Here is a 24,389-nt window from a genome sequence, read left to right as displayed (position 1 = left end):
CCCGCGACTCTTACACTCTGGAGATCATATGCATCAACAACACGCCTGTGGCTGCGGCAAACCGCGCGCCAGCCACACCGCAGCTAACCCCTTGTGCCAGATTCGCCCCGCCCGCCCTGTTTCTCTTTCCATCCACGCCGCCACGCCAGTCACCGCTGATACCGCAGGCTGTTGCTGCGACGGTAATAACAGCCCGGGCAACGACGCGGATGAGGAAAGCGACCGGCGACCCGAAAGCCGTCACACCTTTAGCTGGCAGGTCAGCGGCATGGATTGCCCCAGTTGCGCCCGCAGTATTGAAACCGCTGTCCGTCAGGTGAATGGCGTAACCAACGCCCGCGTGCTGTTCAGCAGTGAGAAGCTGGTGATCAACGCCGACAAAGATGTCCAAAACACCGTTGAACAGGCGGTGAAAAAAGCGGGTTTTCAGCTCGCCGCCCCATCAGCCACCTCATCCACCTCACCCGACAGTCCGGGCTGGCAGCATAACCGGATGCTGATTATGCTGGCGCTGCTGGTGCTCGCCAGCAGCGTTCTCAGCCAGTTCGCGCCCAGATGGGGCGACCGGCTGTTCGTACTGACCACGCTGGTCGGCCTGATCCCGGTGGCGCGGGGTGCCTGGCAGCGCCTGCGCAGTGGATCGCCTTTTACCATAGAAACCTTAATGACGCTGGCATCGGCTGGCGCGCTGATTATTGGCGCACACGCTGAAGCTGCGATGGTGCTGGTGCTGTTTCAACTGGGTGAACAACTGGAAAGCTATGCCGCCTCCAGGGCGCGCAGCGGCGTAACCCGCCTGATGGCATTGCGGCCTGAATCGGCGATTCGCCTTGAAGAAGGAAAGCGTATTGACGTGCCGCTCGCGGCGCTGCAACCCGGCGATACGATTGAAGTCGCGGCAGGCAGCCGTTTGCCGGTCGATGGCCGTTTAATCAGCCCGCTCGCCAGTTTCGATGAGAGTGCGCTGACCGGTGAATCGCTGCCAGTAACCCGCACCAGTGGAGAAAAAATCCTCGCCGGTGCCACCAGCGTTGATCGACTGGTGATGCTGGAAGTGGTATCGAAGCCGGGTGAAAGCGCTATCGACCGGATCCTGCAACTGATTGAGGAAGCAGAAACACACCGTGCGCCGGTTGAGCGTTATATCGATCAGTTCAGCCGCCTCTACACGCCGCTGGTAATGCTGCTGTCGCTGCTGGTGATGGTGATGCCGCCACTGCTCGGCGCAGGCGACTGGCAGCCGTGGATCTACAAAGGGCTGACCCTGCTGTTGATTGGCTGCCCCTGTGCGCTGGTGATCTCTACGCCAGCCGCCATTACCTCCGGGCTGGCTGCGGCGGCACGTCAGGGCGCGCTAATCAAAGGCGGGGCGGCGCTGGAGCGGCTGAGTTCAGTGCGCAGAATGGCGTTTGATAAAACCGGCACTCTGACACTGGGCAAGCCTCAGCTGACACAGATCCTGCGGTTTGGTGCGGCCAGTGAGTCAGAGATGCTGGCGCTGAGCGCTGCGGCGGAACAGGGTGCGACTCATCCGCTGGCCAGCGCTATCGTGGCGGCCGCACAGACGCGTCAACTGATGATGCCTGACGCGCAGGATCAGCAGGTGCAAGCGGGACGCGGCATCACTGCACTGATAGCTGGCCAGCAGATTCAGCTGATGACGCCCGGCCATGCCCCCGGTCTGACGCCGCAGCAAAGCGTGCAGATTGCGCAGCGGGAAGCCGAAGGTGAAACACTGGTCGTGTTAATGCGCGATGGTGAGGCGCTGGGAGCGCTGGCTCTGCGCGATCAGCTGCGCGACGATGCCGTATCTGCATTACAGGCGCTGAAAAAGCTGGGTATTGATAGCCTGATGCTGACCGGCGATAACCCGCGCGCCGCAGCGACGATTGCCCGCCAGCTGGATATTGATTATCGCGCCAGTCTGCTGCCCGCCGATAAAGTCGTAGCGATCCGGGAACTGAGTCAGCAGCAGCCGCTGGCGATGGTCGGGGATGGCATTAACGATGCACCGGCGATGAAAGCGGCGACGCTGGGCATTGCCATGGGCAGCGGCACCGATGTGGCGCTGGAAGCGGCCGATGCTGCCCTGACGCGTAATCAGCTCAGCAATCTGGCCCCGATGATTGCGCTGGCACGCCGCACGCGTCGCATCATCCGCCAGAATATTGGCATTGCGCTGGGGCTGAAGGCGATTTTCCTGGTCACAACCCTGCTGGGTCTGACCGGACTCTGGCTGGCAGTACTGGCGGATTCGGGGGCAACCGCGCTGGTCACAGCTAATGCGCTACGGTTACTGCATCGCCGCGCCTGAGTGCAGGGCTTCTGATCTGAAGAGTGAGGTTAACGACGGCCTGGGCGGCTGTGGTTAACCTGCCATGCCTTTGCGGATCAGAAACTGATAGGGCAGCGTGTCAGTCTGCTGCGCCAGCAGGCCATGTTCCATAAAGCGACAGAAGCCGGGAATATCGCGGGTCGTCGCCGGGTCATCGGCGATGATCATTAACGTCTCGCCATCCTGCAAACTGCGAACGGTTTTGCGCACCATCATCACCGGCTCCGGGCAACGCAGGCCGCGGGCATCCAGCTGATGGTCAGCAGAGGAAAAAGCATCGCTCATAATCGACTCGGTTCAGGTAAGGGGCGCTCATTCTAGCGCGTGCTGGCGGTGAATCAAGGCGATAACGATTGCGCTAAAATTAACCATTGCATAAAAAGCACAACGCGGTAAGATGCCGCCGCTTTTTGCTCATAAAACTGCCTGGCGCTGCCCGAACGGCGTCCCGCAATGGGTTCCCTCACCCCAACATTAAAAAGGTTGAATATGCTCGCATTTTCTTCACGTCAGCGCCTGCATGCGCTTTTCTGGTTATCGCTGTTTCACCTGCTGGTGATCACCTCCAGTAACTATCTGGTTCAGCTGCCCGTTTCAATCTTTGGCTTTCATACCACCTGGGGTGCGTTCAGCTTCCCGTTTATCTTCCTGGCGACCGATCTTACCGTGCGTATTTTTGGCGCACCGCTGGCCCGACGCATTATCCTGGCGGTGATGATTCCGGCGCTGTTTATCTCTTACGGCGTCTCGGCACTGTTTTATCAGGGTGAATGGCAGGGCTGGCTGGCACTGGAAAAGATGAATCTGTTTGTTGCCCGTATCGCCTGCGCTAGCTTTATGGCTTACGCGCTGGGTCAGATCCTCGATGTTCACGTGTTCAATCGTCTGCGTCGTCTGCCACAGTGGTGGGTTGCACCAGGCTGCGCCATGTTCCTGGGGAATATCAGCGATACGCTGGCCTTCTTCTTTATCGCCTTTTATAAAAGCCCCGATGCGTTTATGGCGCAACACTGGGTAGAGATTGCCCTGGTGGATTACAGCTTCAAAGTGCTGATTTGCATGGTCTTCTTCCTGCCCGCTTACGGTGTGTTACTCAACGCGGCGCTGAAGCGTCTGGCTGAACGCCAGACTGTCCGACAGGTAAATTTCGGCTAGCCCCCTATTCCATCAGGCGTAATGGTTGCAGGCAGTCTGAACACGGACTGTGCGGAACAACTGGAACGTACACGTTGTACGTGAGGATTGCGAGCACTGCCCAGGTTCTGACCCGCCATACAATTTTCTGCCATTACCCGCTAAGATCTTCTGACAATCATCAGGTTGCGTTTGCAACCTGATTCCTGTTGTATTAATGCCTGACTGGAAACTTAAAAAGGGATTCTGATGCGCAACCTGGTGAAATATGTAGGAATGGGATTACTGGTAATCGGCTTAGCGGCCTGTGACCAGAAGAAAGATGAAGCGGCGAATGACAACGGTGTCAGCGCCAGTCAGTCGGCGCAAACCGTCACGCTGATGGATGGCAAACTGAGCTTCTCACTGCCACCAGGCATGTCAGATAAAAGCGGTAAACTGGGTTCACAGACCACTAATATGCACGTTTATGCTGACGAAACCGGTGCCCGAGCGATTATTGTGATTGCCGGTGATCCGACCAATGATGGACTGGATGTGCTGTCGAAGCGTATGGAACAGCAGCAGCGTAATCGCGACCCGCAGTTGCAGGTCGTGTCGAACAAGTCTGTGACGCTGAAAGATCAGCCAGCACAGCAGCTGGATACGGTAATTTCTGCCAAAAATCAGACCTCATGGTCCTCAGTGGTTCTGGCAAAAGTAGATGGCAAGCTGGTGACGCTGCAGATTACGCTGCCAGGCGATAATCAGCAGCAGGCGCAGAGCGATGCTGACAACATTGTGAAAAGCATTACGCTGAAGTAAACCAGACGGCTGGCTCCCCTGCACAGTGGGAAAGCCAGCCTTCGGTCAGAAGCGCCTTTTATAACCCTGCATTCTCGCGAATATATTTCCGCGCTTTCACCGCATACTCGAACGGATTGGCCAGCGCCGGATCCTGCTCCGCCTCAACGACCATCCAGCCTTTGTAGCCGTAATCATCCAGGATTTTGAACACGGGTTTAAAGTCGATCACGCCATCGCCCGGCACGGTAAAGGTGCCCTTTTTCACCCCGTCCAGGAAAGAGAGATGGTTCTCACGTACCTCGGCGACCACCTCATCACGCACATCCTTGAGATGGACGTGGAAGATGCGCGGCAGATATTTTTCCAGCACCGCCAGCATCTTCTGCTGGGAGCCTTCGGAGTAGTAGACGTGGCCGGTGTCATAGAGTAAACCGACCTGCTCGTCGGTCATCGCCATAAACCGGTCAATCTCTTCGGTGGTCTGGATGCCGGTGCCCATGTGGTGATGCAGCGTAACGCGCATCCCCTTCTCCGCCGCGATGCGCGCCAGTTCGTTATAGCCTTCCGCGGTTAACCGCCACTCTTCATCGCTGAAAATCGCTTTCTGTTCAAACACCGCCAGCGTGGTGCCCTGAATACTTTTGCTCTGCTCAGAACAGCCAATCACCCGTGCGCCCATCTCATGCAGAAAGTTCATATGATTGATGAACTCATCGATGGTTTTCTCTTTGTCTCCGTTGGCGAAAAAGGTGCTGAACCAGGCATTGCAGATCTCGATGCCGCGAATGTCGAGCATCGGTTTCAAAATAGCCGGGTTGCGGGGGTATTTGCTGCCCACTTCGCTGCCGGTAAAGCCTGCCAGCGCCATCTCACTCACGGTCTGCTGAAAAGTGTTTTCACTGCCGAGATCCGGCATGTCATCGTTGGTCCAGCCGATCGGGGCGATCGCCAGTTTTACATTCTCTTTGTTCATCATCTTTTTCCCGGAAGGAGAGCGGCCAGGCCGCGTATAGGGCTGAATCAGTTATAGAAAGCAGGACGCGGCGGCATCTCTACCGGCTCAATCGCACCACTGCTTTGCGCTTTGATGCAGGCATCGGCTGCCACTGAGGCGGCAAAGCCATCCCAGGCAGAGGGCCCGGTAAGCTGGCCCGCTTTGATGCCATTGATAAACGCCTGCATCTCAACGTCATACGCCTCGATAAAGCGATCTTTCCAGTCCACCAGGATGGTGTTCGACAGGCGGGCATCTTTCCGCAACTGCACCGAAGAGGGCTCTGGCAGGCGGGCAATTCCTTCTTCACCCACCACTTCACACTGAATGTCATAGCCGTAAGCGCAGTTAACGAAGATTTCGACGTCAATGCGTACCCCTTTGTGGGTTTCGAACAGGACGATCTGCGGATCTTTCAGATGACGATGTGACTTCGATGTAACGCGCGGGAAGACCACCTGCACCGTTTTATAGTCATCGTTTGTCAGCCAGCGCAACACATCCAGCTCATGGATCAGGGTGTTGCTGATCGCCATCGGCGTGGAGTAGTTCTCCGGCACGGTTGGGTTGCGGTGCGCGCAGTGCAGCATCAGCGGCTCACCGATATCGCCATCGGTGATCACTTTTTTCAGTGCGCGGTAGCCCGCATCGTAAGGACGCATAAATCCAACCTGCACCAGGCGTTTCCCCGCCTGAATCTCCGCATCCACGACCCGGCGGCAGCCCTCAGCGCTCATCGCCAGCGGCTTCTCACAGAACACCGGTTTACCTGCGGCTATCGCCGCTAAGGTGAACTCTTCGTGGGTCGGATCCCATGAGGTAACCAGCACCGCGTCGACATTCGGAGACTGAATCACATCATGGCCGTTCTGGAAAAACTCTGCTTCAATGTTCAGGTGTTGCAGCGCAGCACGCGCGCCTTCAACATTGATGTCAGAGACCGCAACCACCTGTGCGCCCTGCAGTACATGACTGCAACGGCGAATATGTTCCTGACCAATTGCACCTGTACCGATTACGCCAAGTTTCAAAGTCATAATTACACCTGTGTAGGGTTCGAACGGATAAGAGAGAAACGGGCCGGCTACCTGATTAATATTTTCGCGCCTGCTCCAGATGGCTGTTGAGCTTGTCTGCCACCGACTGAGCGCGTTCAGTTTTCGACGCCTGCGCCACACCGACATGCCACCAGCTGAAATATTTGTGGATCATGGTTTTTGGCAGCACTTTGATGTCGATAAGCGTGGAAACCGCCTGAAGACGGGCATCTTCCAGCGCCGCTTTAAGCTGCTCAAGCGTGGTGACACGATAGGTTTTGCAGCCATAACCAGCGGCAATCGCGGCGAAATCGACCGGGATAAAGCCGCCGTCCAATTTGCCGCCTTCCGGATTACGGAAACGGAACTCGGTGGTAAAGCTGTCCATACCGTGTTCCATCTGCAGGTTGTTAATGCAACCGTTGGTCATGTTATCCAGCAGCACCACATTGATCTTCGCCCCTTCCTGAATCGAAGTGACCAGCTCAGAGTGCAGCATCATAAAGGAGCCATCACCGACCAGCGCATAGACCTCCCGCTGCGGCTGCGCCAGCTTCACACCCAGCGCAGCATTCACTTCATAGCCCATGCAGGAGTAGCCATATTCGACGTGGTAGGCGTTGTAATCTTTGGTACGCCAGACGCGCTGAAGGTCACCCGGCAGACTGCCTGCCGCCGCCACCACGACCGCGTCTTTGGGCAACTGCTCGTTTAACGTGCCGAGCACGCTGCTTTGCGTCAGTAGCGATCGGGTCAGGCGGTTGAATTCTGCGTATACTGCTTCGCGGTCAAGATGGTCAGCAATCTCCGGCACAAAGTCGCCATCGTGATATTCCACCTGATAGACGCGCTGCGTCTCTTTCATCAACTGGCTCTGTGCCTGCTCAATCTGATTGCCCCAGTCGTTGCTGTAGTGCTGCGAGGCCAACCCGGCGGTGAGCGCAGTCAGCCCTTCGCGAGCATCGGCCAGCAACTGCACGCCATCCAGCTTGTAGCTGTCGAAGTTGCTGGTGTTGATGTTCAGGAAGCTGACATCGGGATGCTGGAAAATCCATTTCGATGCGGTGGTGAAATCGGTATAGCGGGTGCCGATGCCGATCACTAAATCGGCCTCTTTCGCCAGCAGGTTAGCGGCCAGGCAGCCGGTTTCGCCCACTCCACCGACATTCAGCGGATGGTCAGAGACCAGCGTGCCTTTGCCCGCCTGCGTCTCCGCAAACGGAATCTGATAGCGCTCGGCAAACTGGCGCAATGCCTCGCCCGCTTCGGAATACTTCACCCCGCCGCCGCAAATAATCATCGGTTTGCGCTTACGGTTAATCAACGTCAGGGCATCGGCCAGCTGCGCCGCAACGGGCAGGCGGCGATCCAGCCGGTGAACCCGTTTCTGGAAGAAATAGTCCGGGTAATCCCAGGCTTCGCCCTGTACATCCTGCGGTAGCGACAACGTGACCGCGCCGGTTTCTGCCGGATCGGTCAATACGCGCATGGCGTTGATACAAGCGGACATCAGCTGCTCTGGCCGGCTGACGCGATCCCAGTATTTGCTGACGGCGCGGAAAGCGTCGTTAGTGCTGATGCTGAGATCGTAGCTCTGCTCAATCTGTTGCAGCACCGGATCGGGCTGTCGGGTGGCGAAGACGTCGCCGGGCAGCAGCAGCAGAGGAATGCGGTTGGCTGTGGCGGTAGCGGCGGCGGTAATCATGTTGGCTGAACCAGGCCCTACTGACGAACTGCAGGCGATAATCTGACGGCGCAGCGACTGGCGGGCAAAACCGGTGGCAGCATGAGCCATGCCCTGCTCATTACGCCCCTGATAGACCACCAGATCGCCGCTCTCCTGTTCCAGCGCCTGGCCCAGGCCCAGCACGTTGCCATGTCCGAAGATCGCGAAGATGCCTTTTACGAACTTCGTCTCAACGCCATCGACATCAATGAATTGATTATCAAGAAATTTAACCAGCGCCTGTGCCGTGGTCAGTCTGATTGTGCCCATATTCTTCCTTACATACTGGTGGACCCCGACTTCCGCGACACCGCGCCAGGCGTTGTTATCAGCGGAAAAGGCGACCGGAATAACTGAAACGTGAGGCGATTATAAACAAATATATTTTTCATAAAACATGATTACAGAAGAAACATTTCATTTTGCGATTGAGATCAAATTTAGTGACTGCAACAGGTGTGGCGGGCGATAGCGGCAGAAAACTCTGGAACGTTTAACAGGGAGCGAAAGCTAATGAACAAATTCATTTCAACGCAGCAGCTTGTCTTACTGATGAGCAGATTCCTGCGATCCCCTTCACAACCCTGATGTACCACGCATCGTAAAGGCTGAGACCACGCAGTCGGGTGAGAATCAGGAGTTTTACCTGGTTCACAAAATTGCGATGGATATTTCATTCCGTGTTGAATATGGAATTTTTATTCCTCATACTCTCCTCATAGCCAGCCAGACACCCACAGATCCGGAAGCAGAGCGTACCTGGTGCCGGTCTTTTCGCCCGCCAGCTCGGCTAATCACAGAAGGAAACCACAGGTATGAGTACACAACAGAAGCCGCTTGATGTGATTTGTATCGGGCGTATCGCCGTTGATTTTTATGGCCAGCAGATTGGAGCGCGTCTGGAAGATGTCACCTCCTTTGCTAAATATCTGGGCGGATCGTCGGGCAACGTCGCCTATGGCACCGCGATTCAGGGGCTGAAATCGGCGATGCTGGCGCGGGTAGGAGATGAGCATAATGGTCGCTTTCTGCGTGAAGAGTTGCAGCGCGTTGGCTGTAATACCGATGCGCTGATCACCGATCCGCGGCGTCTGACCGGATTGGTAATCCTCGGTATCAAAGACGAAGAGACTTTCCCGCTGATTTTCTACCGTGATAACTGTGCCGACATGGGTCTGGTACCGAATGACATTGACGAGGGCTTTATTACGTCTGCTCGTGCTGTGGCGGTGACCGGCACCCATTTATCTCATCCGCAGACCCGTGAAGCGGTGATAAAAGCACTGGATATCGCCCGCCGCAATGGGCTGCGCACGGCGCTGGATATTGATTACCGCCCGGTGCTGTGGGGACTGACCTCTCCGGGCGATGGCGAAACGCGTTTCATTGAGTCCTCACAGGTGACTCAGCAGTTACAGGAAGTGGTGCACTATTTCGATTTGATCGTCGGCACCGAAGAGGAGTTTCATATTGCCGGTGGCAGCACTGATACCCTGACCGCGCTGAAGAATGTGCGTCAGGCAAGCCAGGCGACGCTGGTCTGCAAACGTGGTCCCCTGGGTTGTGTGGTGTTTGAAGGTGAGATCCCGACTAGCTGGGAACAGACTCAGTTGCACACCGGCGTGCGCGTCGAGGTTCTTAACGTGCTGGGCGCGGGTGACGCTTTTATGTCTGGGCTGCTGCGCGGCTGGCTGAATGATGAAGGCTGGCAGCAGGCGTGCCGTTACGCCAACGCCTGCGGAGCGCTGGTGGTGTCGCGCCACGGCTGTGCACCCGCCATGCCAACTAAAGCAGAACTGGATGATTTCCTGAGCCGCGACCAAGAGGTGAAGCGTCCCGATCTCGACAGCCGTCTGAACCATCTGCACCGCGTCACCACACGCAAGCAGCAGTGGCCGGAACTGAATGTCTTTGCCTTTGACCACCGCAAACAGCTGGCGGATATGGCGCAGGAAGCGGGAGTTGACGAGAGCCGCATTCCACAGCTGAAACTGTTGCTGCTGAATGCCGCACAGCAGGCCGCCGAACAGGCAGGATTGGAGAACAAAAGCGGTATTCTGGCGGATACCACCTACGGTCAGAAAGCGCTGAATGCGATTACCGGTAAGCAGTGGTGGATTGGCCGCCCGATTGAGCTGCCCAGCTCACGTCCACTGCGCCTGGAACATGGCAACATCGGCTCGCAGCTGATCGACTGGCCCGCCGAACACGTGGTGAAATGTCTGGTTTTCTACCATCCCCATGACAGTGCTGAATTGCGCAAAGAGCAGGATGACCTGGTGCTCGACGTCTGGAAAGGCTGTAACAAGAGCAGTCATGAACTGCTGCTGGAAGTGATTCTGCCCGAGAGCAACCCGGATAAGAACGAAGCGTATTACCTTGATATTTTAAGCCATTTCTACAGTCTGGGCATCCAGCCTGACTGGTGGAAACTGCCCCCGCTCTCAGCTGAGAGCTGGCAGGCGATCAGCCGTCTGATTGAGCAGCAGGATCCCCACTGTCGCGGCATTCTGTTACTCGGCCTGGATGCCCCCGAAGAGAAGCTTAAAGCGGGCTTCGCTGCGGCGGCCAAAGCGCCCTGGGTAAAAGGTTTTGCGGTGGGTCGTACCATCTTTGGTCAGCCTTCACGCCAGTGGTTGCAGGGTGAACTGGACGATCAGGCGCTGATTGAGACCGTAAAAGCAAACTATCTGCGGCTGATTGAGTACTGGCGCGCTGCGCGCACCTGATTTGCTGCTCGGCCAGAGGCTGTCTCAACCAGGCTGGCCTCAGACTGCTGACTCACTCAAAGCAGGGTGAATGTTGCCGCAATGAATAAGCTAAACGCGCAGGTAAAACGGTCAGAGGAGGAAAGCGTCCCGCGCCAGGGACGGCGCGGGACGAGTGGCCATGGAGGGCCTGAGCGACTTTCCGATCTGATCGTGCTACCTGGGCCTGCGCGATCTTGCAGCGGCCAAAAACGTACTTTTTTAACAGTCTCACGCCATACTAACTGTGAGGGCATGATACTGAAGACTTCCCTTTCCTGCTGTCATTTCATCCTGATTTCACGCTGTTATTCCCTGTCCAGAGGCACCCATCGGCACGCTAAAGCTAATCTGTGAACCATTTCATAAAGCCATGAAATAAACCGCATCGTTGACGCAAAGAAATGAAATTTTCCATCCATCTGGTACTATAGCGCTCATTATACAGCCATTATTCTAATTACACGGGCAACAGTGATGAGCAATAATCCCACCCAACTTTCTCTATTGCAGGACGATATTCGTCGCCGCTACGAAACGCTGAGCAAGCGTCTTAAACAGGTTGCACGCTACATCCTTGATAACAGTAATAATATTGCTTTCGATACTGTCGCCTCGATTGCTCAACAGGCCGATGTGCCTCCCTCAACCCTGATCCGTTTTGCTAATGCGTTTGGCTTCAGCGGCTTCAACGAAATGAAACAGGTTTTTCGTCAGCATCTGATGGAGGAGACGGTCAACTATACCGAGCGCGCTCGCCTGTTTCGTCAGACCTCAACGGACGACAGCGCCAGTGCGCCTGAGAGTCCAGCGGAGATCCTCAACGTCTTCACCATGGTTAACAGCCAGGCGCTGCAGCAACTCGCGATGCAGGTTAATCCTGAGCAGTTGAATAAAGCGGTAAAACTGCTGAATGACGCTGAGAACATCTATGTAATCGGCCTGCGTCGCTCTTTCAGCGTCGCTTCCTACCTGGTCTACGCGTTGCGTCATCTGGAGCGTCGCGCCTTTTTAATTGATGGTCTGGGCGGGATGTTTACCGAGCAGCTCAGCCTGGTAAACCCGAAAGATGTGGTGATTGCGATCAGCTACTCGCCCTATGCGCGTGAAGCGGTTGAAGTCGTCGAAATGGGTGCCAAGCGTGGTGCGCATCAGATCGCCATTACCGACAGCCAGGTCAGTCCGCTGGCCGCCTTCAGCGATGTCTGTTTTGTAGTCCGTGAAGCACAGGTCGATGGTTTCCGTTCTCAGGTCGCCTCACTCTGCCTGGCGCAGACGCTGGCAGTTTCACTGGCACTGAACAACGCTGGGACCGCCTGAGTTCCGCGCATCAAAAAGGGCAGCCCGATTGACTGCCCTTTTTGCTGACAGGCATGCGTTTATAAAATCGCAGTAGACTGGTCTTTCCGCGGGTAGCTGTCGCTGTTTACCCAGGCATGATCTTTCTCCCAGCTAAATTTCCACATCCGCACCGGCCCCGCCATCACGTTCAGATAGTAGTTGTTATAACCCGCCAGCGTCGCCACCGGATGATAGCCGCGCGGCACCATCACCACGTCGCGATTATAGGGTGCCATACAGACATCAAGAGAACGATCGTCGGTGTAGACGCGCTGCATAGCAAAGCCAGGTTCCGGATCGAAACGGTGATAGTAGGTCTCTTCCAGGTAGGTTTCGTTTTCACTCGCCTCCTGATCATGCTTGTGGCTGGGATAAGAACTGGTATCGCCCTCGTTGGTGTAGACCTCTACCACCAACAGGCTGTCAGCCGGTTTATCATCAGGCAGAATATTATGCACCAGACGCTGATTGCGCCCTTTTCCGCGATGCTCAACGCCTACATCTGCTGGCGCAATCAGCCGCGCAGGTAGATTACCCTGACCGGGCGCATTACAGACCGCCAGCTCAAGATCGCTGTCAGCGTAAACGTCCACTTCATCATCATGCGGTACATAAACGGAATAAGGCGGCACGCGCTCAAAGGGCGACATGCGCTTCCCAATACCGGGAAACTCAGCATGGCGGGTTTTTACCGAGGCCAGCCCGGCCACCAGCACCAGACACAGCTCTTTGTCACCGCTGCTGAGGCGCAGAGTTTCCCCTTTCTTCAGCAGCCAGACATCAAATCCTACGTAACGCCAGCCGGCGCGCTCAGGTGTCACATGTTGAATACGACCCTGCGCGTCAGGGGGCTGTGCTTTCGACAATAAAGACATCCTGATCCTCCTCTCTGTCACGATTGGCGCTCTGGTAGTCTCGCGGGCGCGGTGCCAGCGAACAAAGCGACCGGCAGATTATCCTGCCGGTCGCGCACCGTGATCAGCGTTGAAATGAATTAGCCTAAGGTTGGCATACTGAATTCAGAAACGGTCTGCTGCCCGGATGGCCAGCGCACGGTGGCGGTTTTCATGCGGGTATAGAAGCGCACACCATCCGGTCCATGAACGTTGAGCGCGCCAAACACAGAACGCTTCCAGCCCCCAAAACTGTGGAATGCCATCGGCACCGGAACCGGTACATTGACACCGACCATGCCCGCCTCGACGTTTTGCACAAACTCACGGGCGATATGACCGTTGCTGGTGAAAATCGCGCTGCCATTGCCGAACTCATGGCTGTTAACCAGTTGCAGCGCACTGTTGTAGTCCGGTGCACGCATGATGCTCAATACCGGCCCAAAAATCTCCTCACGCCAAATCACCATCTCAGAGGTGACGTTATCAAACAGCGTGCCGCCGACATAGTAACCTTCGGCGTGACCCGCAACCTGTACGCTACGGCCATCAACCACCAGCTTCGCCCCTTCCTGCTCGCCTTTATCGATGTAGCCCAGCACTTTCTTCTGGTGCGCTGCCGAGACGACCGGACCCATCTCATTTTCCTCCGCACCCTGATTCATACCAGGGCCGATACGCAGCGCCTTAACCAGCGGTGTCAGACGGGCAATCAGCTTGTCGGCGGTATCATCGCCCACGGCGACCACGACCGGCAGCGCCATGCAGCGTTCACCGGCAGAGCCAAATGCCCCGCCCATGATAGCGTTAACGGTGGCATCCAGATCGGCATCCGGCATGACAATGGCATGGTTTTTCGCGGCACCAAACGCCTGTACCCGCTTGCCATGGGCGCTGGCGGTTTTATAGATATGCTCAGCCACGCCTGAAGAACCGACGAAGCTCACCGCGGCAATGCGCGGATCTTTATAGAGCTGCTCAGCATCTTCATTGGAGCTGTGCACGACATTAAAGACACCATCAGGCAGGCCCGCTTCGGTCAGCAGTTCAGCCATACGCACTGCCGCTGAAGGGTCCAGCGCCGGTGGCTTCAGTACAAAGGTGTTACCACAGGCCAGAGCTATCGGGAACATCCACAGTGGCACCATCGCCGGGAAGTTAAACGGCGTAATGCCGGCCACGACGCCGACCGGCTGCATCAGCGAGAAGCTATCAACGCCGCTGCCGACGTTCGGGGAATTTTCGCCTTTAAGCAGATGCGGGATCCCGCAAGCAAACTCAATCACTTCAATACCGCGCGTCAGTTCACCCAACGCATCAGACCAGACTTTGCCATGTTCAGAGACAATCAGCGCCGCCAGCTCATCCCGGTGCTGCTCCATCAGGGCTTTAAAGTTGAATAGAACGCGGGCGCGACGCAGCGGCGAGGTTTTCGACCAGACTGCAAAAGCGTCATGCGCGACACCAATCGCCTGGGCCACTTCATCAGCGGTACTTTGCGTCAGTTCACGGACCACTTTGCCGGTTGCCGGATCGTAAACAGGAATAGTTTCGTTGCTGGCGCTGAACGTGGTTTTACCGCCAATAAAGTTACCTATGGTTGTCATGATGTTGCCTCTTTAGATGGTTAAGTTCCCTGCAGGCGGGCTCTGTGACCTGCCATACTGCCTGACCAGGCAAACCTGAAAGCGTGTTATGAAGCTATTACAGTGGAATAAATTTTTCAAATGGTTCTTTTTGGAAAATTTACTTTTAGCGGCACAGATCGCATTTTTACCGCCCGCTAGTCTCTGACAGCGTTATGATGACGGGGGTCATTAACAGCGGTCAGCCTTAGCGTATCAGCGTCGTAGCCAGGGGCCAGATAGGTTGTGTTCTGAGAGGTCGATCGAGTGTTTATGCATCTGGCTGAAATGAAATATGAAATTGATGCGAGTCTGATCTAATAATCTTAATTTCATAATTCACTCTTAATGAAATAAATGTTTTCTTTAGCCGCAACACCTTCTTGTCCTGGAGTCAGCACATGGCTATCGATCCGACCCGTTTCTGTATCAATCGCAAAATTGCCCCCCGGCTCTCACTAGAGACATTTTTTCAGCTGGTTCAGCGTCTGGGGCTGAGCAAGGTTGAACTGCGTAATGACATGCCGGGCGGCAGCGTCACTGACGACCTTAGCACCGATCAGCTGCGCGCCCTGACCGACAGATATCAGATCGATATCGTCACTATTAATGCGCTCTATCCGTTTAACCGTATTGATGACGCGCTGCTGAGCCGGTCCGAGACGCTGTTACAGACCGCACAACAGATTGGTGCGACGGCGCTGGTCATGTGTCCGCTAAATGAGGGTAAACCGATATCACCCCAGCAGACACAGGCGGCGATGCAGCAGCTGGCTCCGCGCTTTGCCCACTATGGCATTCAGGGGTTAGTAGAGCCGCTGGGCTTTCCGAGCAGCTCACTGCGTTCGGCGGTTGAGGCGCAGCAATTGATCGCCGCGGCGGAAGTGCCCTTTACGCTGCTGTTAGATACTTTCCATCATCATCTCTATGAGCCGGCTGAGCAGGAATTTCCAGCGGGTATCGATACTGAACAGATTGGGCTGGTCCACCTTTCAGGCGTGGAAGATCGGCGTCCGACCGCCGAACTGACCGATGAAGAACGCATCATGCTAAGTGATAACGATGTCCTGAAAAGCGTGGTGCAGGTGAAGCGGCTGGAGATGCTCGGCTATAAGGGCGTTTATGCCTTTGAGCCTTTCTCCAGTCAGCTCAACAACTGGACCCCAGCCGAGATTGAACGCCAGGTCCGCTACAGTATTGAACTGCTACAAGCCTGATTCCTGCTTTGGACTTTGCGCCCACAAGTTATCGGTTTATCTGTGTCTGGAAAGACGTTCTGGCCCGCTGCTGGGCCATTTTTTTATGGCGATATGTAGGCCACGATAGAGAGGATCAGCAAAGAGAGGGTCAGGTTGCCGTGTGGGGGAGTCGGTTCCGCTGCAGGCTGTTCAGGCATGTCTCCTCTCGCTCGTATTTGGCTGAATAATAGGTTTTATCCTTTAACTCTTTCCGCTTTCACCACCAGCGCATCACAATGGCACGGTAATCTGGCGGCTCTCTGCTGCCCAGGCGTGTAGCAGAGAGGGGATGAAAACAGGAATAAGGCACCGTTGCTGCTCTTCCGCCAGAGCTGAGTGCGGTAGCGCTGATAACACCGCCTCTGTGCCGCCGCGCTTTACCGTTTCTCTGATAAATCAGATTGTTAATTTTCTTTCAGCTACACTTGCAACAGCCAATTTACGTTACGGGAGAGGGAATGAGCGAGCTGCAAAGGGAAAAGATCGGACAAAATATTCTGATTAAACTGGCGATGCTGGTCATCATCCTCGCCGGAGTTCGGGCAGCGTCCGACATTTTGGTCCCGCTTCTGCTGGCAGCGTTCTTTGCCATTGTGCTTAATCCGCTGGTGACGATGCTGATGCGTCGTGGCTTCCGCCGTGGGCTGGCGATTGGGCTGGTGATCACAGTGATCTTCTGCATTATCGTGCTGCTGGGCGCTATCATCACCAGCTCAATGAGCGAGTTTTCTGATCTTTACCCGCAACTGCGTGCCACCATGGAGCAGAAAATGACGGTGCTGCAACATCTGGCGGCAGGTTTTCATCTCAATATCTCAACCGATGCGCTGGTACAACATTTCGACCCTAATACCATGATGAACCTGGCCACAGTAGCGCTAAGCGGCTTTTCTGGTGCAATGACCAATACCGTGCTGCTGGTGCTGACCGTGGTCTTTATGCTGTTTGAGGTGCATCATCTGCCCTACAAAATGCGCAACGCGCTGGTGAATCCGAAAATTCGCATCGCCGGACTGCATAAAGCGCTGAAAGGCGTAACGCACTATCTGGCGCTGAAAACCCTGGTGAGCCTGATAACCGGCATCGCGGTCTGGCTCAGTCTCTATCTGCTGGATGTGAAGTTCGCGCTGCTATGGGGTGTCGTGGCGTTTATCCTCAACTTTATCCCTAATATCGGCCCGATTATCGCCGGGATCCCACCGTTTCTGCAGGCACTGCTGCTAAACAGCCTGTTTGATGCTGCGATGGTGGCAGCGCTGTTTACCGCGATTCATATGGTGTTCGGTAATATGCTGGAGCCGCGCCTGATGGGGCGAGGTCTCGGCTTATCAACGCTGGTGGTGTTTCTGTCCCTGGTGTTCTGGGGCTGGCTGCTCGGCCCGGTTGGTATGCTACTCTCGGTGCCGCTCACCAGCATTACTAAAATTCTGATGGAAACCACGCCAGGTGGCAGCCGTCTGGCAATTATGCTGGGTACCGGACGACCTAAACGGGCGCGGGGATTAACCAAGTAGCCGTTGCTGGACGTGCTGTAAATGGCTCTCCATCGCCTGACGGGCAGCCGCTTCATCGCCCGCCACAATCGCATTGGCGATCTGCTGATGGTCAGCATTCATCTCCTGGGCGAAGCTGTTATCGGCAAAATGGCGTTCCAGTCGCTGCACATGCGGGCTGTGGCGTTTGTTCCATAACTGCTCCAGCAGGTCGCGCAACACATCGTTGCCGCTCATCTCGCTGATCAACAGGTGGAAGCGCCTGTCCTGCTCCAGAAAGACTGCATCGTTTTCATTGTACTGCTGCAGTTCAGCGGTCAGCGCCAGCAGTGCCGCCCGCTGAACGGTGGTACCGTTTCGTGCGGCAAATCCTGCCAGCATTCCCTCAAAGGCTTCACGCGCCTGTAAAAGATCCTGCAGACTGCAGGTTTCAATTTCCTGAGGAACCGCTGCCTGTGGCAACGGCTGAGCTACGTAGATGCCGTTACCCGTGCGGATATCGACCCAGCCGGTCATCTCCAGCGCAATCAATGCTTCACGCACTGACGAACGGCTGACACCCAGCTGTTTTGCCAGTTCGCGCTCCGGTGGCAGTAAGCCCCCAGCGACAAAGTCACCGCGCGTGATACCGGCCATAATAGCGTTGGCGATCTGACGGTACAGGCGCTCAGTTTTTATTACGGGTAGCGTCATCACCCACTCCTCTTATGCCGCTTAAAACCGATCACGTCGTCGATGCAGTTTGTCACGCTGCGATCCGGATCACGGCCCTGTTTTGCCTACTATCATACTCTTGGCCCAGCGGCCTGACCACTGGGCCACATCACAGTTGAGGAGTAAAAATGGAACATACATGGCGATGGTACGGCCCTGACGACCCGGTCTCACTGGATGATGCGCGTCAGGCAGGCGCGACCGGCATCGTGACGGCCCTGCACCCTATTCCTAACGGCGAAGTGTGGCCGGTTGAGGAAATTAAAGCGCGTCAGGCACTGCTGGCGGAAAAAGGTCTGATCTGGTCGGTGGTAGAGAGCATCCCGGTCCATGAGGCGATCAAAACCCAGCGGGGTGACTACCTTCGCTATATCGCCAATTATCAGCAGTCGATACGCAATCTGGCCGCGTGCGGCATTGATACCGTCTGCTACAACTTCATGCCAGTGCTGGACTGGACGCGTACCGACCTCGCCTGGACGCTGCCGGATGGCGCAAAAGCATTGCGCTTCGACGCCGACGCTTTTGCCGCCTTCGAACTTTATCTGTTACAACGTCCGGGCGCTGAGCAGGATTACAGCGCTGCCGCGCAGCAGGCCGCCGCCCAGCGCTTTGCCACCATGAGTGCAGAAGAGAAAAGCACCCTGGTGCGCAATATTATCGCCGGTCTGCCAGGCGCCGAAGAGGGCTACACCCTGGAGCAGTTTCAGGCGCAACTGGCACAGTATGACGGCATCGATAAAGCGAAACTGCGCGAACATATGGCAACTTTCTTGCGCGCCATCGTGCCGGTTGCGGAAGAAACAGGCGTGAAACTGGCAGTGCATCCGGACGACCCACCGCGTCCTATTCTGGGCCTGCCGCGCATTGTTTCAACGCAGGAAGATATGCAGTGGCTGAAAGAAACCGTGGACAGTTTGCACAACGGTTTCTGTTTCTGTACCGGTTCCTATGGTGTGCGTGCCGACAATGCGCTGGTTGAGATGGCCGAAACCTATGCTGACCGCATCAACTTTGTCCACCTGCGCGCCACGAAACGCGAGGCAAACCCTGCCAGCTTCCATGAAGCGGCGCATCTGGCGGGCGATGTCGATATGGTCGGCGTGATCAAGGTCATTCTGGCGGAAGAACAGCGCCGTCGTCGGGCGGGCAACCCGAGGGCAATTCCTATGCGTCCCGATCACGGCCATCAAATGCTGGACGACCTGCATAAACGCACCAATCCCGGTTATTCCGCCATTGGACGCCTGAAAGGACTTGCAGAGCTGCGCGGCGTTGAAGTGGCGCTGAAACAGATCTATTTTGCCGATTAAGTAAAGGGTCTCTTCCTGCGCCCGTACTCTGGCGGGCCAGGTTCTCCCCTGGCCGCTACGGCGAATCGGCCTTTTGCCCTGCCCGTCACCCGTTCTCCCCCTGATTTTTTTGCTGAATACCAATGAAGGTAAAACAACCCGTCAATAAATGCGAAGTCTGGTCGATAATTGACCTCAGTCAGTTCAATTGATCGCAAAAACGCTAATCTGCAGCGCCCGGAGAAATGCTATGATGCGCCCCTGCTCAGCACCTCCGCATACAACCAGAAATACTCAGAGGATTCAGCGGTGCCGCTACTGAAACGAAAACGCGACTACGCCAGGCTGGTGATTATTATCTCCGGTGTGCTGCCTCTGATTATTGGCGTTTTTTTCACCACCCTGGATGCGCGTCATACCGTCCAACAGCAGCAGGTGAGTGCCGCAAATACCCTGTTATCTCAGGCTGAGAGAATGAGCGACAGCGCCTGGAATATGATTACCGTGCTGCGCCAGTTTCATCATCAGCCCTGCAGCCAGATTCAAAGCCAGTTGCAGCGCATCGGTTCACTGAATCCCTATTTCCGCGCCATCGGTAAAATAGAGCAGGGCAAAATCGCCTGTTCATCGGTCTATGGTTCACGCCCTGGCCTGCTGAAAGAGATGATCATGCGTAATGCGCCAGTAACCGGAAAAGCGTGGTGGAGTCTGTCGATTGCCGGAACATCCGGCGTACCGGACCGTCCGGCAGTGATTTTTATGCGCGATCTGCCCGATGGCGAGAGCTTCTGGGCGGTGATTGATGGCCAGTATCTGATAGATTTTATGCGCGCGATTAGCAGCTCCCATCTCTATCATTTCAGCATGGAGTTTAACCACGGCGCGCCGATCTCGTTTGGTGATTCGCAAATTGCCGCGTCCAGCTGGTTTGAACCGCCGATTTATCAGGCCACCTCCAGCCGCTATCCGCTCTCTGTCACCCTTATTGCTTCACCTTCTGAACTGGTCTCGGCCTGGCGTCAGGTGATGTTTATCATCATGCCGATGGCGGCTATCTTCTCTATTCTGCTGATGATGCTGATGGCGAACTGGCTGCAACGGCATATTTCATGGCGCGATGAGATTCGACGGGCCATCGCCCGTGGCCAGTTCAGGGCGCACTATCAGCCGGTCTATGACAACCGGCTGCAACGCTGCAGCGGCGCAGAAGCGCTACTGCGCTGGACAACACCCGACGGTAACGGCGTGCGGCCCGAAATTTTTATCGGCGCAGCAGAAGCGGAAGGCATGATTGTGCCCCTGACCCGCCATCTGCTGGATTTAATTGCAGAGGATGTGCAGAGCTGGCAGGTTGAGCCCCATTTCCACCTGGCCATTAACGTGGCGGCGGATCATCTGCAGCATCCTGATTTTGTTGACGATATGCTGCACTTTGCTGAGCGGGTTAAAGATAAGCAGTTTCTGATTACCCTGGAGCTGACCGAACGCAGTCTGATTAGAGATGGCGTGGCGGTGGCACGCAAGCTGGAGAAATTACGTCATAGCGGAATGAAGGTCGCGATTGATGATTTTGGTACCGGCCACTGTTCGCTGAGCTATTTACAGACCTTCACGATGGATTATCTGAAGATCGATCGTGGCTTTATCAACGCGATTGAATCGCTTGATGGCAGAACCCCGGTGCTGGATGCGATTATCCAGCTCAGTCGTGAACTGGAGCTGGAAGTGCTGGGGGAAGGCGTTGAAACCGCGTTACAGTTCCGCTATCTGCAACGGCGCGGCGTAATCTTTATCCAGGGCTACTATTATGCCCGCCCCATGGACAACGCGGCGCTGGTCACCTGGCTGGCCGATCAGGGAGAACAGCCGGTTGAGGGGAATTACGCCCTTAACACTCATCAGAATGCCAGCGTCTGAACTGAACCTGAACCTTTACTCAAGAGGTTAATATCTGATGCGCCCCTCCATCTGCTTTTACGCCTTTTCCGTTGTCTGCCGTGGCTTTCCTGCCCTGCTGTTCTGTTGACCGGATCGCCGTCTGCGGCGTCTGTATCGCCCTTAATCACCGGTTATCCCCCCCTGATTTGCTGAAAAAAACGGCGGTCGTCACGCAGAGTGATAATTTTTTTGCGGAGCTAAACAGCCAGAACTTGCGTCCCTTTGGGTCAGTTTTAGCTCAAACATGACAGATATCACACAAAAACGGTATACTCTGTCGCTGTTCGCAATAATCACAACAGTAATTATTGTGTCAGCCGGCGCAAAAACAGCGCTTATTTGAGGCTATGCTTAAATTTCTCAACGCAGCGGTCTGACTGATTCACCACGGCTCGCGCCGTTGAGGACTTTCGTGTTCCATTACAGGGTAATTCTATGAAATTGCGTAGGAAGCGTGTAAAACCAATTGGGATCGATGATGTCACTATCATCGATGATACCCGTTTACGTAAAGCCATCACCGCAGCCTCGCTGGGTAACGCGATGGAGTGGTTCGACTTCGGTGTTTATGGCTTTGTGGCCTATGCGCTGGGTAAAGTCTTCTTCCCGGATGCGTCGCCAGGTGTGCAGATGATTGCCGCATTGGGAACCTTCTCAGTGCCTTTCCTGATCCGTCCGCTGGGTGGTCTTTTCTTCGGTATGCTGGGCGACAAGTATGGTCGTCAGAAAATTCTCTCTATTACCATCATCATCATGTCGGTCAGTACCTTCTGTATCGGCCTGATACCTTCCTATGCCTCCATCGGCATCTGGGCTCCCATTTTGCTGCTGTTAGCGAAGATGGCTCAGGGCTTCTCGGTGGGCGGTGAATATACCGGTGCCTCAATCTTTGTGGCCGAATACTCGCCTGACCGTAAACGCGGCTTTATGGGAAGCTGGCTCGACTTCGGTTCGATAGCGGGCTTTGTGCTTGGTGCGGGCCTGGTGGTCCTGATTTCCTCCATTATCGGTGAAGAGAGTTTCCTTGAGTGGGGCTGGCGTCTGCCGTTCTTCGTTGCGCTGCCGCTGGGCATTATCGGTCTTTACCTGCGTCATGCGCTGGAAGAGACCCCGGCATTCCAGCAGCACGTAGACAAACTGGAACAGGGCGACCGCGAAGGCCTGCAGGATGGCCCGCAGGTCTCGTTTAAAGAGATTGCGACAAAGCACTGGCGCAGCCTGCTCTCCTGTGTTGGTCTGGTTATCGCCACTAACGTCACCTACTATATGTTGCTGACGTACATGCCGAGTTACCTGTCACATAACCTGCACTACAGCGAAGATCATGGCGTGATGATTATCATCGCTATCATGATCGGTATGCTGTTTGTCCAGCCAATGATCGGCATGATGAGTGACCGTTTCGGCCGTCGCCCGTTTGTTATCATCGGCAGTATTGCCCTGTTGGTCTTCTCAATTCCCGCCTTCATGATGATCAACAGTAGCGTGCTGGGCCTGATTTTTGCGGGTCTGCTGCTTCTGGCGGTGATCCTCAACGCCTTTACCGGTGTCATGGCTTCGTCACTGCCTGCGATGTTCCCGACGCACATCCGCTACAGTGCGCTGGCCAGTGCGTTTAACATCTCGGTACTGGTTGCCGGTCTGACGCCCACCCTGGCCGCCTGGCTGGTGGAAACCACCAGTAACCTCTACATGCCAGCCTACTATCTGATGGTCGTGGCGATTATTGGTCTGGTTACCGGTCTGTTCATGAAAGAGACGGCTAACAAGCCACTGAAAGGTGCCACACCAGCCGCCTCGGATATGGAAGAAGCGCGCGAAATTCTCCAGGAGCATCACGATAATATCGAGCACAAAATCGAAGATATCGACGAAGAGATCGCCCGCCTGGAAGCGAAACGTAAAAACCTGGTGCAGCAGCATCCGGATATCAACGAGTAACCGTTCTGCTCTCCCGTCGCCCGGCGGGAGAGTCCTTCTCCCCTCTCCTTACCGCACACAAACCTTCATACCTCGCGGGCAAAGGGAGTAAACTGTTGTCACTTTTTTCACCTGCATAAGAATGAAAATGTCTGATTATTCCCTTATCCAGCGCCCAAGAAGATTGCGCACCAGCGCCTCAATGCGTGAAATGTTTCAGGAGTCCTCCCTGAGCCTGAACGACCTGGCTCTGCCCATCTTTGTTGAAGAAGAAGTGGACGATTACAAGGCGATTCAGGCGATGCCTGGCGTCATGCGTATCCCGGAAAAACGCCTCGCGTATGAGATTGAGCGCATCGCCAACGCGGGCATCCGCTCGGTGATGACCTTTGGTATTTCGCACCACACCGATGCCACCGGCAGCGATGCCTGGAAAGAAAACGGTCTGGTGGCACGTATGTCCCGCATCTGCAAAGATACCGTGCCGGAGATGATCGTGATGTCTGACACCTGCTTTTGTGAATACACCCGCCACGGCCACTGTGGCGTGCTCTGTGATCACGGCGTCGATAACGATGCAACCCTGGCAAACCTGGGTAAGCAGGCGGTAGTGGCCGCAGCAGCCGGTGCAGATTTCATCGCCCCGTCAGCGGCGATGGATGGTCAGGTCGAGGCGATTCGCCGGGCACTCGACGCGGCCGGCTTCACCCAGACCGCCATCATGTCTTACTCCACCAAATTTGCTTCATCGTTCTATGGCCCTTTCCGGGAAGCGGCCGGAACGGCGCTGAAAGGCGATCGTAAAACCTACCAGATGAATCCGATGAACCGCCGCGAAGCGATCCGTGAATCCCTGCTTGATGCAGCGCAGGGCGCAGATTCACTGATGGTGAAGCCGGCAGGCGCTTATCTGGATATCCTGCGTGACATCCGTGAACGCACCGAACTGCCGCTGGCGGCTTATCAGGTGAGTGGCGAATACGCGATGATCAAATTTGCAGCACAGGCCGGTGCCATTGATGAGCGTAATGTGGTGCTGGAAAGTCTTGGTGCAATTAAACGCGCCGGTGCAGACTTGATTTTCAGCTATTTCGCCCTTGATCTCGCCGAACAAAAAGTGCTCTGATCCCCTCCTCATAAAGAGCGTGATGGCTATGTCACGCTCTTCTTCTTCGC

At 55.5% G+C, this 24,389-nt stretch carries 18 protein-coding genes; 11 read left to right on the top strand and 7 right to left on the bottom strand.

All coding sequences use genetic code 11. The features are described 5' to 3' along the window. Nucleotides 1-28 precede the first annotated feature (28 nt). On the top strand, nt 29-2,314 hold the full coding sequence (locus tag WFO64_RS12795) for a zinc/cadmium/mercury/lead-transporting ATPase (protein WP_337012232.1): 2,286 nt from the start codon (nt 29-31) through the stop codon (nt 2,312-2,314). A gap of 54 nt (nt 2,315-2,368) precedes the next feature. Here WFO64_RS12795 and tusA read toward each other — a convergent pair whose 3' ends face one another. Further along, nucleotides 2,369-2,620, bottom strand: a complete 252-nt coding sequence (tusA, locus tag WFO64_RS12790; RefSeq protein WP_337012230.1) for a sulfurtransferase TusA — start codon at nt 2,618-2,620, stop codon at nt 2,369-2,371. A 204-nt stretch (nt 2,621-2,824) separates the two neighbouring features. On the opposite strand from tusA, the gene WFO64_RS12785 reads away from it, so the two are divergent. Continuing rightward, nucleotides 2,825-3,490: a 7-cyano-7-deazaguanine/7-aminomethyl-7-deazaguanine transporter gene (locus tag WFO64_RS12785; RefSeq protein WP_337012228.1), complete on the top strand. Its 666-nt coding sequence runs from the start codon at nt 2,825-2,827 to the stop codon at nt 3,488-3,490. Nucleotides 3,491-3,718: 228 nt separating this feature from the next. Continuing rightward, nucleotides 3,719-4,273, top strand: a complete 555-nt coding sequence (locus WFO64_RS12780) for a DcrB family lipoprotein (RefSeq protein ID WP_337012227.1) — start codon at nt 3,719-3,721, stop codon at nt 4,271-4,273. 58 nt (nt 4,274-4,331) lie between these two features. On the opposite strand, the gene iolE is transcribed toward WFO64_RS12780, so the two are convergent. From iolE to iolD, 3 genes are read right to left on the bottom strand one after another with little or no spacing between them, the layout of a single operon-like run. Next, a complete protein-coding gene (iolE, locus tag WFO64_RS12775) occupies nt 4,332-5,228 on the bottom strand; it encodes a myo-inosose-2 dehydratase (RefSeq protein WP_337012491.1) in 897 nt (298 codons plus the stop codon). A 47-nt stretch (nt 5,229-5,275) separates the two neighbouring features. Beyond that, on the bottom strand, nt 5,276-6,286 hold the full coding sequence (locus WFO64_RS12770; protein WP_337012225.1) for a Gfo/Idh/MocA family protein: 1,011 nt from the start codon (nt 6,284-6,286) through the stop codon (nt 5,276-5,278). Between the two features lie 55 nt (nt 6,287-6,341). Next, entirely contained in the window at nt 6,342-8,282 is a 1,941-nt protein-coding gene (gene iolD, locus WFO64_RS12765) for a 3D-(3,5/4)-trihydroxycyclohexane-1,2-dione acylhydrolase (decyclizing) (RefSeq protein ID WP_337012223.1), read from the bottom strand. Nucleotides 8,283-8,827: 545 nt separating this feature from the next. Here iolD and WFO64_RS12760 point away from each other — a divergent pair. Continuing rightward, the gene (locus WFO64_RS12760; protein WP_337012221.1) at nt 8,828-10,741 is read left to right on the top strand and encodes a bifunctional 5-dehydro-2-deoxygluconokinase/5-dehydro-2-deoxyphosphogluconate aldolase; all 1,914 of its coding nucleotides are present in this window, start codon (nt 8,828-8,830) and stop codon (nt 10,739-10,741) included. 495 nt (nt 10,742-11,236) lie between these two features. Further along, nucleotides 11,237-12,079, top strand: coding sequence for a MurR/RpiR family transcriptional regulator (locus tag WFO64_RS12755; RefSeq protein WP_337012219.1), 843 nt, complete (start codon nt 11,237-11,239; stop codon nt 12,077-12,079). Between the two features lie 59 nt (nt 12,080-12,138). On the opposite strand, the gene iolB is transcribed toward WFO64_RS12755, so the two are convergent. Both iolB and WFO64_RS12745 read right to left on the bottom strand, forming a co-directional pair. Further along, entirely contained in the window at nt 12,139-12,975 is an 837-nt protein-coding gene (iolB, locus tag WFO64_RS12750; protein ID WP_337012217.1) for a 5-deoxy-glucuronate isomerase, read from the bottom strand. Nucleotides 12,976-13,094: 119 nt separating this feature from the next. Further along, complete coding sequence (locus tag WFO64_RS12745; RefSeq protein WP_337012215.1) at nt 13,095-14,600, bottom strand: CoA-acylating methylmalonate-semialdehyde dehydrogenase; 1,506 nt, start codon at nt 14,598-14,600, stop codon at nt 13,095-13,097. Between the two features lie 419 nt (nt 14,601-15,019). Here WFO64_RS12745 and WFO64_RS12740 point away from each other — a divergent pair, with 419 nt between their 5' ends. Together WFO64_RS12740 and WFO64_RS12735 are read left to right on the top strand one after the other, a co-directional pair. Continuing rightward, complete coding sequence (locus WFO64_RS12740; RefSeq protein WP_337012212.1) at nt 15,020-15,835, top strand: TIM barrel protein; 816 nt, start codon at nt 15,020-15,022, stop codon at nt 15,833-15,835. 479 nt (nt 15,836-16,314) lie between these two features. Further along, complete coding sequence (locus tag WFO64_RS12735; protein ID WP_337012210.1) at nt 16,315-17,370, top strand: AI-2E family transporter; 1,056 nt, start codon at nt 16,315-16,317, stop codon at nt 17,368-17,370. On the opposite strand, the gene WFO64_RS12730 is transcribed toward WFO64_RS12735, so the two are convergent. Continuing rightward, complete coding sequence (locus tag WFO64_RS12730) at nt 17,359-18,042, bottom strand: FadR/GntR family transcriptional regulator (protein WP_337012208.1); 684 nt, start codon at nt 18,040-18,042, stop codon at nt 17,359-17,361. The genes WFO64_RS12735 and WFO64_RS12730 overlap by 12 nt on opposite strands. Nucleotides 18,043-18,191: 149 nt before the next feature. Here WFO64_RS12730 and uxuA point away from each other — a divergent pair, with 149 nt between their 5' ends. The 4 genes from uxuA (at nt 18,192) to hemB (ending at nt 24,339) form a co-directional block, all read left to right on the top strand. Further along, nucleotides 18,192-19,376, top strand: a complete 1,185-nt coding sequence (uxuA, locus tag WFO64_RS12725) for a mannonate dehydratase (protein ID WP_337012206.1) — start codon at nt 18,192-18,194, stop codon at nt 19,374-19,376. A 288-nt stretch (nt 19,377-19,664) separates the two neighbouring features. Further along, the gene (locus WFO64_RS12720) at nt 19,665-21,272 is read left to right on the top strand and encodes an EAL domain-containing protein (protein ID WP_337012204.1); all 1,608 of its coding nucleotides are present in this window, start codon (nt 19,665-19,667) and stop codon (nt 21,270-21,272) included. Between the two features lie 456 nt (nt 21,273-21,728). Continuing rightward, a complete protein-coding gene (gene proP / locus WFO64_RS12715) occupies nt 21,729-23,234 on the top strand; it encodes a glycine betaine/L-proline transporter ProP (RefSeq protein WP_337012202.1) in 1,506 nt (501 codons plus the stop codon). A gap of 127 nt (nt 23,235-23,361) precedes the next feature. After that, nucleotides 23,362-24,339 (top strand): porphobilinogen synthase, encoded by a 978-nt coding sequence (hemB, locus tag WFO64_RS12710; protein WP_337012200.1) that lies wholly within the window; start codon nt 23,362-23,364, stop codon nt 24,337-24,339. Nucleotides 24,340-24,389: the final 50 nt, after the last annotated feature.

Origin of the sequence: Pantoea sp. AS142, assembly GCF_037152305.1 — a bacterium.
GTDB lineage: Bacteria > Pseudomonadota > Gammaproteobacteria > Enterobacterales > Enterobacteriaceae > Pantoea.
Note: the sequence above shows the minus strand (reverse complement) of the source record. Positions and strands in the feature narration are given on the sequence as shown.